General features: G+C 52.4%; 3 protein-coding genes. All 3 read right to left on the reverse strand.

Features of this window, described 5'->3' with window-relative positions:
* Window positions 1-122: 122 nt before the first annotated feature.
* Genes CDUR_RS06810 through CDUR_RS06820 form a run of 3 tightly spaced genes read right to left on the reverse strand, consistent with a single transcriptional unit; the run spans window position 123 to window position 10,876 of the window.
* Window positions 123-5,141: a hypothetical protein gene (locus tag CDUR_RS06810; protein ID WP_179417629.1), complete on the reverse strand. Its 5,019-nt coding sequence runs from the start codon at window positions 5,139-5,141 to the stop codon at window positions 123-125.
* Entirely contained in the window at window positions 5,142-9,926 is a 4,785-nt protein-coding gene (locus tag CDUR_RS06815; protein ID WP_179417630.1) for a hypothetical protein, read from the reverse strand.
* Window positions 9,927-9,970: 44 nt separating this feature from the next.
* Entirely contained in the window at window positions 9,971-10,876 is a 906-nt protein-coding gene (locus tag CDUR_RS06820; protein WP_179417631.1) for a DUF4132 domain-containing protein, read from the reverse strand.
* Window positions 10,877-10,882 lie beyond the last annotated feature (6 nt).

The following is a 10,882-nucleotide window of genomic DNA, read 5'->3' on the forward strand; positions in this document are numbered from 1 at the left end:
CCTTCATTTATCGAACCACGTCTGACGTGGTTTTGTTGCAATGAGGAAAGAATAGCTTTCGCTGCAGATACGCTATCTTAAAGATCAAACGCTTGTTCTATCTTGATAATAAATGGCCTGCTCTAATAGCTCTTTTTGCGATATTTAGTCGACTTTATCTGCTCTAAGCTTGGTACCTCCCCACCCGCATATCGCTCCCAGGCGTTACTGAACAAATCAGCCGGTGGGAGCAGAGGAGGGCAGCCAGAAACCACCGATTCCGCCTTCCCTGATTCCCGAACCCACCGCACAAGGTAGTACGGTGCCTTCCACTCCTCCATGGGCAGATTCGGGGTGGCCACATCCAACCACGCTCCAGAGAGAAATACTCGCCGCCCAGATCGCGCTCGCTTGCCTTCAACCACCAACTCTCGCTGTAGAAGCTCAGCTCTAGCAGCATCCAGCTCCTTCTTTGTCCACCCGTTCCAGGTTTTCACCTTGGCATCAGTGCAATTCACCAGGCATAACAACTGCAGAAAATAGGTAGCGGCCTGCGTGCTAAGCCGCAACGTATCGACGACCGCGTCCACCACCATGGCTGCCGAAACCCGAGGATCCCACACGCAGCCGTTCACGGTGTTCGACGAACTGGCATCAGTTATCACGGCATCGAACAGCCCTTCTTTGAGCCCACGGAAAGCATCGCCGCTAGAAATGCTGTGCGGCGGACTAGCCGGCATGACGCCCTGAAGCGGCAGCTCTGTGACATTTTCCATGTGTGCGACGCCGATGGGATACTCCGCGAGTCGCCTCAGTTGAGCGACGTAAAACTCGCCATGGGGGTTGTTGGGGTGGGCGTCGATAAGCACGTGCAACAACACTGCTGTAGCCAGTCCGTGCATGTTACTGAGCGTGCTTTCTTTCGGTAGCGGGACCATGAGTTTCCATGTAAGGGCCACCGTCGTCACAGCATCTCGGCAGCAGGTATCGACGGCGGCCAGCAGCGCGTCGTCAATGGGCACAGATGACTGAGGAAGATCGGCTGCGATTCGCTTGATTGCCTCGACATCAGAGTCAAAAGCTGCGGCCAACAATAGCTCCTGAGTCTGCGCATCGATCCTGTTCAATTGGGCAACTCCGCGTGCCACCGCAGCCTGCGACAACCCTAACGCCGAATACATACTTTTCACCCGGAGTGCATCCTCAGCCACGGCATTTTTCTGGGCTACATAATCGGTATCAAATAAATCTCTACCGAGGTGAATGGGTTGTATACCGCCGCCGAATAGCACTATGGCCGCAGCTTCCGTTAAAGCACAGGCCCCACAGAGCGCCTGAACACATGGTTTGACCTGCTCATACCAGGTTGCAGGATCGCCACTATTCTTGCCATACAGTTCGCACACCCGTGACGACCACGCACTGAGCTGCGGCGATGAAAGCGCAGTGCTCACGCCGTATGTTGCGGCACCTGTTGGCGCGCCTTCCACCGGAACACCTAAAACGCTCTCGGGCAGCTCAGTAGACGAAGCCTGGCAAAGAATCCTGTGTTGACTTCCGTGCGCAGTCCAGTTGTGAGTGTGAGCAGCGGTACGCCGCAACGGCAACCCCAACGTCAACACTGGTAGAGACGTAGGCAGCCGTGTCCCAACAGCAAACTTTCCACACTGATCAGTCAACCTAAACCATTGGATTGTCGCAGCTGACCATTGTTCCGAGCCAACCCCCAACTCGCTCAGCCCCTGAAGCATCGCGGCTAGTTCGATGGGGGCTCTTGGGTGCGCGAACGGACCCGTCGCCCAGGAAATCAACGCCTTTTCTAGGCCAATCGCGCCCAGCCATTCCCATTGTTTGGGCTTAGCTTGGTTGGTTTGTTGGACTTTTCGCGGTGAGCGGTCATTCAACCCTGCTGCTAGCTGGGAAACTTCTTCGGCAGCGACAATCGACGCACCGGCAAGTGTTGTTGCTGTCGTACTTGAGTGGTCCGAGTCATCCGCGTGTTGAGCATAAATTGCGGTTGTGGGTGCACTGTCGAGTTTCGCAATAAGCGCCTGCACCTGGGTATTAAGTGAAGCGCATCGTCGCGCCTCACGGCACGACAACGTCACCAGCTGCACAACGCTGGCACACAATTCTTGATCATCGGTGCCCAGGAACGTGGCAGCCGCTTCCATCGCTGGCGCGTTAGGACGACACAATGGCGACACGGAAGTAGATGTCGCCTTGTGAACAGTGCTTTGTTTCTTAGTTTCCTGCGCGGCGGCCTCAACAATGTTGGTCAATGGCTCAAGTTGCTGAGCTGTGGCGTGACGCAAACGCTGACTTGCAGCTGCGTCACGAAGCCGAAGGTTTCCCCACACCGACCACGGAATATCATGCATCCAATGCCTGTTCCCCCGCGCATCCAACGTTAGTGCAAGGCGGCCGTAGGAAATATCTGCGGTAATGCTTTCCTGAGCCTCCGCACGCGATGCTGCGGGAATAAGCAAGTGGGTGTGATCATCTTTGTCATGCACATCGTCCGCGATAAGCCAAGTAAGACCCGCGACATGTGCAACACCTACACATGGCTCCGCAGACCACCACACACCGCCATCTCCAGTGGTCACGGCATGCGAATCTATCGCATCATACCGATCAACCACATCAACCGACGCGACAAGCACCTCACCATCCACGACTGGGATGGCTCTTTCATGCGAACCAGACAGCTTGTACTCTGGACCTGCGGTGGGTGCAGGAAGCAACGTAGACATGCGGTAATTCACACGCACCCGGACATTTCCATCACTGTTGAATGCGCCTCGCTTTGCGACGTCGCGTTCAACCAGCTGCGTCACTCGTCGCTGCGCACTCACCAACTGCGGCGGGATTTCCTGTTGAATATCCACCGCAGTCACAGGGGCAACACGGCGGACCACAAATGTCCGATCTGCCGAATAACTACCCCGCCACATATTGCCCGATGCATCACAAAACACCACTCCGTCAGGAAGATCAAACGATTCTTGGTGAGGGCTAATCACACCGCTACCACAAAGGCGGGAAGACTGCTCTGTTCCCAACGGCACACTGACCGTACTTTTCGGAAGATCCCAATGCCAACCCCAACGAGACGTAGAAGCGGGACGCACAATAGCCGCACTATCATCAGACCACGCCGCTAAAAGTTCATTCTGGTTATTTGCGGTAATAACGCCGAGCGATGGGGACCCATTGCGCTTAGTGCGCGTGCTCTGCGATTTTATGCTGCGCGAGTTAAGGAAATAGAATGCAGAAATAAGCCGATAGCGTTGGGCTGGAATAGTTGCTTTTCCTATTGTGTTATCACCTTCCACGGCCACAACTTCTTTGCCGAACACTGCCACCGCGCCTGGAAAGCTTTCGCGTATCTGAACGCGCGGAACAGGATCGGTGGAATCTTCCGGTACTGCGGAATTCCATGCAACAACATACCGCTCCAGTTCGGGCCATGCAAGCTCCGTTAATAAACCGTTTCTGAGATTAGAGGCGGCAATATCCGCGGCCGTTAACTGCGCGCACTGTGACATGTAGTGAAAAAATTGCGACAAAGTATCTGACGTATAATACGATGACGATTTTTGAGACGAAGGATGCGTGGCCAGGATGTTCTTTAGAGTATCAACGACTCGAAAAAAGCTTCTTATTAGCGTCGACAGGTGCGGAAGGAGGTAGCCATAGCGCTTGGCTATAACCATCTCACGCGCGACAAGAGCTGCAACAAACCCTAACCCGCCATGCTGGATCAAAACACTAATACGCTCACGTGATATGTCTTTAAGGGAAGTAGTAGCGATAATCTGTGCGACCAGATCCTGGCGAGACGACAGTGTCACAATACTGCAATGCCCCGGGATTAATTTCTGGCGAGCCTCATTAGCGAAAATAACTAATGGCCTATTCCAGAAACGCCTATCGTGCATTTGTGATGAGTGCGCGTTCTCCTTGCTGCCGTCTAAAAATTCTACGTCTGCTCCCGCCCCAAGGAGAGCATCAATAATTTCCAAAGATAGGGCTTGGGGGCACACGGTAAGGTGAAGCCCTCGGAGCGACGCGGATTTCCTAAGTAGAAACGCGGTAAAAAGCTCACTATGTATACCGTTGTCGCCGATAGCGTGCACGATACTATTTATCCAGAAATGGCACAACTGAGTGTTGTTGTCAAGAACGTCAAATAGTCCTGACTTCTCCCCTATTCGTAGCCATTCATCCACATCAACAAAAGGGTTATAAACGCTAAACAGGTGCACAATCAGCTCGGGGTGAGTAGACCGTGTACGCGCAAGCTGACGTGCCAGAGCCTGAATGAAACCGAGAGGTGCGCGGCGCAGACTACCCGCGCCTTTAATCTCGTGCGTCAAGCGCATACCTGTGTCGGCTGGCTTTAGCCCATACATCTTCCCTACCGCTGCTAGGTCTCGTGGCAGATTGGTGTATGGGACTCCACCAGCGCGAATCCGATCGACGTTCAATTGCAGGAAATACTCAAACGCATTGTCAGTCGAATCCCAGCTATCAATGCAGCGTATGCGCTCGGCCGTAAGTTCTTTAGCTGTGACCACTCCCCTTTCAGCAAACTCCTGAAACAAGGAACGCTGACGGTTGGGATCAATATGTATGTTGTATGTGCGTTCCGACGCACGCGCACGTCCGAAGAAACGTGCCGCAAGGTGAGACTTGCCGTTATCGTCAAAGATACGAGCAAGTTCCTCCAACAAAGCGGGAACAAAATGCGGAACGGATCGCTCTAAACTAGCAGTAAGTTCCGCAAATCGGTCCTGCACTTTCCCTGGGGCGGACGCAGCAGTACGCCGCGCCCACTCAAGATCCGCCACGAGATTCAACGCATGCTGTGCATTATCCGGGTCGATGATAATGGGCCATGCCGGGAACCCGATTGCCCTGATGGGACCACATGCAACCGTTTCAATTGGCACACAGTGGTGATCAAATCCAGTGTGTAGCTGCACTTGTTTTTCCGCTGTAACCAGCGCCTGAGGCACAAGCTTGACTACTACACGCTCCGGTAGGCAATCGTGGACAGCGGATAATGCCGCAATCGGGCCGACGTTCCTTCCGCCAACCGTATTCTCAGTTGGCGGTTGAGCAAGCGCCAGCAGTGCGTTGCTTGTGATGCGCATTTAGCGCCCGCGTTTCCGATATTTTTTGGTTGTAAGTTCCTCCATCTTCGGTACGTCGCCGCTGGCGTAGCGTTCCCATGCTGCAGCAAAAAGCTCATCAATGGGAAGAATCGGCGGGCACCATGGAACGACTGAGAAAGCTTTGCCGTCGAACCGGACTGCGTAGTACACAGCCTTCCACGCTTCCATGGCTGGATTCGGTGCGGATGCCTCCCACCATGTTCCAGGCAGAAATACACTACGACCTGTGCGGGCACGCTTCGCTTCAATGACAAGGCCACGTTCAACCAATTCGGCGCGCGCTGCGTCCAGATCTTTCTTCTTCCACCCGTTCCATGACTTCACTTTCGCATCAGAACAGTCAACAAGACACAGAATCTGCAGGAAATAAGCCGCCGAAGCCTCACTAATCCCCAGCTTGTCGACGACCGCACTTACCACCTCAGGCACGGACGCCTGCGGGTTGCACATGGTGCCGTTGATGGTGAGTTTACGCCGCAAACCGGCAATAACCGGATTGAAAAGGCCTTCCTTCAAAGCTCGGACAGCATCGCCGTTATCATTATTGCTTTGCCAGTAGTAGCCCTCATAATCTGTGTCCACTATTGTTCCTTGCAGTGGCAACGTGGTTAGATTTTCGTGGGTAAGCATCTCACTATCAACGGTCTTAAGCCGCTCCAACTGGTCGGCGTAAAATTCCCGTAGTGGATCGTTGGCATCTGCATAGGTTGCCCAGTGCAACAATGTACCCGCAATACGTCCGTAGCCGTATCCACCTTTGAGCTGCAGCCGCTGTTGCAGCGGATTTGCAGCCTTCCAGATGGCGGCAACCTTGTTTTCGTAATACGAGTTACCCCATCCAAGAAGATAATCAAACTGAGCGTCATCAAACATGATCTTCGTGGAAGGTAGTTGCTCTGCAATGGCAATTACGGCATCCATATTTTTATCAGATACAGCCACAAGCAGCAGCTCAAGCAGTTCGCCATCCACGGCATCCAATTGCTCAACCGCAGTGTCAAGATTCTTCAGCGAAATTTTCAGCTTCTTACGTATTGCAGCGGATCGCTCTTTGTCCTGTTCGTATGCGATTGAATTTTGTGTGTAGTCAGTAAACAGTATTGGTGCTTTTCCTAGGCCAGGGTGATAACCGCCAGCCAACAACACCAACACTGCGCGTTCAGTGAGTACACAACGGGAAGCAACCGCCGTGATATATGAAGCAACAGATTCTTTCCATGCCTCAATATCTATCTCTGAATCCTCGCTGCTGAGTAAACTAATATACTTCTGCATTTCGGCTTGGCTGAGTGTTGTTGACAGGCCAAACTCCTTACCACGGACAGCAGTACCTGTCATTGCAACATCATGGATAGCGTCAGGGATTTCGCCCTCAATGAGCAGCTTCTTTTCAGAATGACTGCGGTTAAGCATAATAGCGCGTGGCGCATCGTCGGCGTCGGAAAGTTTAAATGACAGTCCGATATGCGATTTGCCGTAGTGTCGAGCCAATGTCTCCCATTTCACACTGGCCTGATTCCATGCGGGTGAACAGATTCCTGCATCAAGCAACACCGAGAACATCTCAGCGAGATGTAGTTTGACTAGCGGATGCGCGAGCGGGCCTTGTGCCCAGATAGCAAAAGATTTTCCTATACCAACAACAGGTAACCATCGCCATTGTGTCGACCGTGTACCAGGTTTTTTGTGCACAATATCTGCCAATTGCCGCGCTTCCTTCGCTGCCAATGTGGTCAACCTCGGCCGGCTTTCAACTTTCTCAGTGTGCTCAACATGGGTTGAGGATGTGCCGTCTAGTGGCTGTGTTGTTTCTGACGCGGCAGCAGATTCTTCTTCACGTTTCCTGCGAGCAATACGCAGCGTGAGCTTCTTGTTAAGCCGCTCCACACGGAGGTTGTGCTTAGCCACCTGTAACGCAAGTTGCACCATGCTGGCACACAAATCGTAATGCTGGGCTGGATCCTCAATACCCAAAATTGATGCCGCCATCTTCATGGCTGCAGAATCAGGGCGGCAGTCTTCGCTGATGGGATCATAGGTGCCTACATGTTTCACGTCGGATACTTTGCGGTCCGCCGAAGCAACTGGCTTCACCTGGCGCACGCCAACCAAAGTGTCAAGCAGCATCTTTGCTTGTCCTGGTGTTACCGCCCGGAGCCTGGCACTTGCCTCAGCATCACGCACCCGGAGGTTCACCCACGCGGTCCACGGAAGCCTGTGCAACCAGTGGACTTCACCGCGATCGTTGCGTGTTGCGGCGAGTACACCAGAACCATCTCGAAAGTCGGGGCAATGCAATTCACCCTCTGGTGAATGAAGCCACGTTATGCCATTAGCTTGGATAACACCGTTAATAGGCACATCGCTTCCATAGTGGTTGCCGTCGCCTGTGGCAATAAAGTAGTGCATTTCACGCTTAGTATCAGTACCTGCTGCGCACACAAAGTTTCCGTCATGCATCGGGATAACAGCATCACGAGGATCTATCCCTGCAGGTAGCGCCAACAACGTTGATCTATCAAAGTCTGGAGTTGCTGATGCAGAAACGTCCGCGACCACATCAATCAGTGGCTGAGGCAGCCCAGGGCCAATGACATTACCTGTCGCTGAGTCAACGACAAATCCCTTATGAGCATTGTTGTCGTGTGCGCGGCGCATGTAATACGAGTAGTGATACTGATTTTCATCATCTTTCAGCAACCACGCCTGCCCGCTGGATGTAGTGAACACACGGCCTTCGTTGTTGGCTGTAAGACACTGGTCACCAACATGAACCATACCCGATGGGCATAACCGCCCGTCATTGAGCGGAACACTTGATGTGGAATCACCAGCAGAGTCTCCCCGCCACCAGTAATCATTCTGCGTTTTGCATTGAACAACATCCCCGTCCACCCATTGCGCAAAATTAGAGTAATGGTGCTGAGCGGTCACAAAGATACTGTGATCCGCTCCTAGATAGCCGGCGCTAGTAATGGTTCTAGGCTTCAATATTTTTCCCTCACGAAGAGTCTTATCACCTTCAATGGCCACGACTCTTCTACCCCAAATTGCCACTACCCCCGGGAAGCTTTCTTTGAGTTGGACTTTAGTTGAGTGCATCCCTTTCGGCGCAACTGCGCTCAACCAACCACTAACATGTCGTTCCAGCTCTGGCCACGCTAATTCTGTAAGTAACCCTGCACGAAGGTTTTCTGCCAAAACATCCTCAGGAGCGAAATCGACGGCAGCTTTTACCATTTCCAAGAGGTCGCAGGGTAGCTTCAACGACTGAATAGAGTTAATACTCTGTGTCAGTTTTTCCACCGCTGGAAATAGCTTATTGGATGTTCCGGATTGCCCAGTAAAAGAACCGATATTTTTCCGAATCATATAGTGCACGATGTTTTCATATCCATACTTAACAAAAGGATGGGCGATATTTTTGAGAAAATCTACCAGATCCCAACCTTGCAGAAGCTGTTCGCACAGTTCATCATTAGAAAATGCTGCCGTGAGGGAGGGCAGCTGCTTGATGCCGTTATGCCCGCTTCTGTTAATTTGTTGCCGCAATTTCCAGAGGTGCGGAAGTTTTTCTTCTCTGGATGCATTTCTCAGGTTCCAACTCACCCCAGCTTGTACCAAGCAGTCAAAGATTTCCAGATTAATTTTTTCAATCTGGACGGTCATTGTTGTACCCTTGAGAGCATTGCTATGTGCCAGGATGAACTCGCTGAATACCTCGCTATTATCGCCGATCCCCCGAAGATTATTGAGGGTATCCTCCACCCATCGCACAAGACGCTCGGGGTTATTCTCAAGATAGTCAAACAATCCTGAGGTCCTGGCCGCAGTGGCCCACTCATCCAACGAAAGTTCATCGCTTTTTTGACTAAACAACGTGTTCAAAATTACCGGGTTTTCTTTCACTGCAGGTGCAATGTGTTTGCTCACAGTAGAGAAGAATTTTGCGGGAGCACGCCGCAGCCCGGACGCGCCGTCAACCTCATTGATGAGTTCCACGCAGACATCGCTCGCAGACATTCCCGCAGCTTTACCCAATTTCACCAAATCACGCACCATCATGGCGTAAGGTGCTCCACCTGCTTTGATGCGAACAATGTTGAGATCAAGGAAGTACCGGTAGGCGTGTGCGGGGTCGTCGGCACGCTTGATGCATGCAGTTGCTTCTTCGCTTAACTCTTTGGCAGCGATGGTACCGCGTTGCGAAAACTCCATGAAGACTGCTTGATGCCGCTGTGGGTCAACAGGCAAACCATAAGTTCGTTCAGCTTCCCTTGCTTTGCCGAAGAAACGGCTGGCGTATTTAGCATTGCCCACTGAATCGAAAATGCGAGCAAGTTCTTCGTAGAGGGTAGGCAGAAAATGCGGGGCGGCATTGGCAAGCCCTGTAGCAAGTTCCGTAAAACGGTCAGCAACTTTGCCTGGCGATCCTTGTGCCATGCGTTTGGCCCATTCCACATCCGCAACCAGGTTTAATGCGTGCCTAGCGTTTGGTGGATCTTGGAGGATTGGCCATGCTGGGAAGCCAACTGCTCGGGTCAATGCTGCACCAACCGGCTCGGCTGCACCTGGCTCCAGACCCAAGAACTCCTGTATGAGTTTTTCTGCCTGGGTAAGCTGCTCTGCAATGAGCTTTACCACCGTGCGATTGCCCAAAAGTTGTGCGCTTTTCGCCATGGTTGCCACCATGGTCATGTCGTTTACCCCGGCTGCCGAAACTGGAACAATGCCACCTTGACGAACCACATCACTTGTTTTCATGCTTTATTCCGATCACATCACACACCACATGGGTGCGTATTATTTCAGTCTTGTTTTTCCTGTAATGTGCGGCCTGCGTACACAAACTCGCACATACGTATTCCTTCTGACCACGCGATTGGGCCAACATCGTTCAGTGCAATGTCATGGCCGTCGCGGCTGAAAGTCAGCCGATACAGCACTGCTTCATCGAGGGGATCCCACGCGTCCACATCAAGCATGGCTACTGTTTCAATTCCGTCTTCCATCACTGTCAAAGACACAGTGTTGAGCGTGGCGGCAAACCCGCCGCCTCGGCTGCGCCCCACAAGACGGGAGGCTAAGGAATAAGTGGCGCCCTCGTATTTATGCACTGCTGCGTACAGGCCGTCATCGTCGCTGGGTTTAATGTAGAGATCGCGGAAGAGCTGATCCAATCCTTGGTTCACCCCGAGTTCCACGGCAAATTCGCGCCAATCATCAACATCGTCCATCACCGCTGGATGCGGAATGGTGATCACAGTTTCTTGCGAATACGGAATATCAACGGTTTCTCCATCAAGGTCAACCAACTGCAGTCCATGTTCTTTTGATGCAGCGCGCAGCAATCCGACAGTTCCATCGTCTGTGGATATAACAAGATCGTTAAGGTAGTACCGCCACGCAGGATCAATCCACACTGCAGCGATAACAGTGACAGGTACAGGGAGCCCTTTCAAAAACCACTCCCGTACCGTGTCAGCACACTGAACATCGTGCTGGTGCAGGTAGGACCGCAATGATTCGAGTTTTTCGTATGTCTCAGTTTTCTTTGCTTTCGGAGGTACGGTTTTTAACACGCGCCCTTTGGCGTTGCGGGCAATGATGGTGTCTCCGTTAATGCGGAAGCTGTAGTCACCGCCATCTACCCAGTGTTCTTCAACCTGCTCCTCCGCAGTTGTGCTACCTGATGGCGAGTCGTGTGTACTCATAATTGT

The organism is Corynebacterium durum, from assembly GCF_030408675.1.
GTDB lineage: Bacteria > Actinomycetota > Actinomycetes > Mycobacteriales > Mycobacteriaceae > Corynebacterium > Corynebacterium durum.

Coding starts and splice junctions, on each gene's coding strand:
- CDUR_RS06810 (WP_179417629.1), bottom strand. CDS start 5,141: ATGCGCATCACAAGCAACGCACTGCTGGCGCTTGCTCAACCGCCAACT.
- CDUR_RS06815 (WP_179417630.1), bottom strand. CDS start 9,926: ATGAAAACAAGTGATGTGGTTCGTCAAGGTGGCATTGTTCCAGTTTCG.
- CDUR_RS06820 (WP_179417631.1), bottom strand. CDS start 10,876: ATGAGTACACACGACTCGCCATCAGGTAGCACAACTGCGGAGGAGCAG.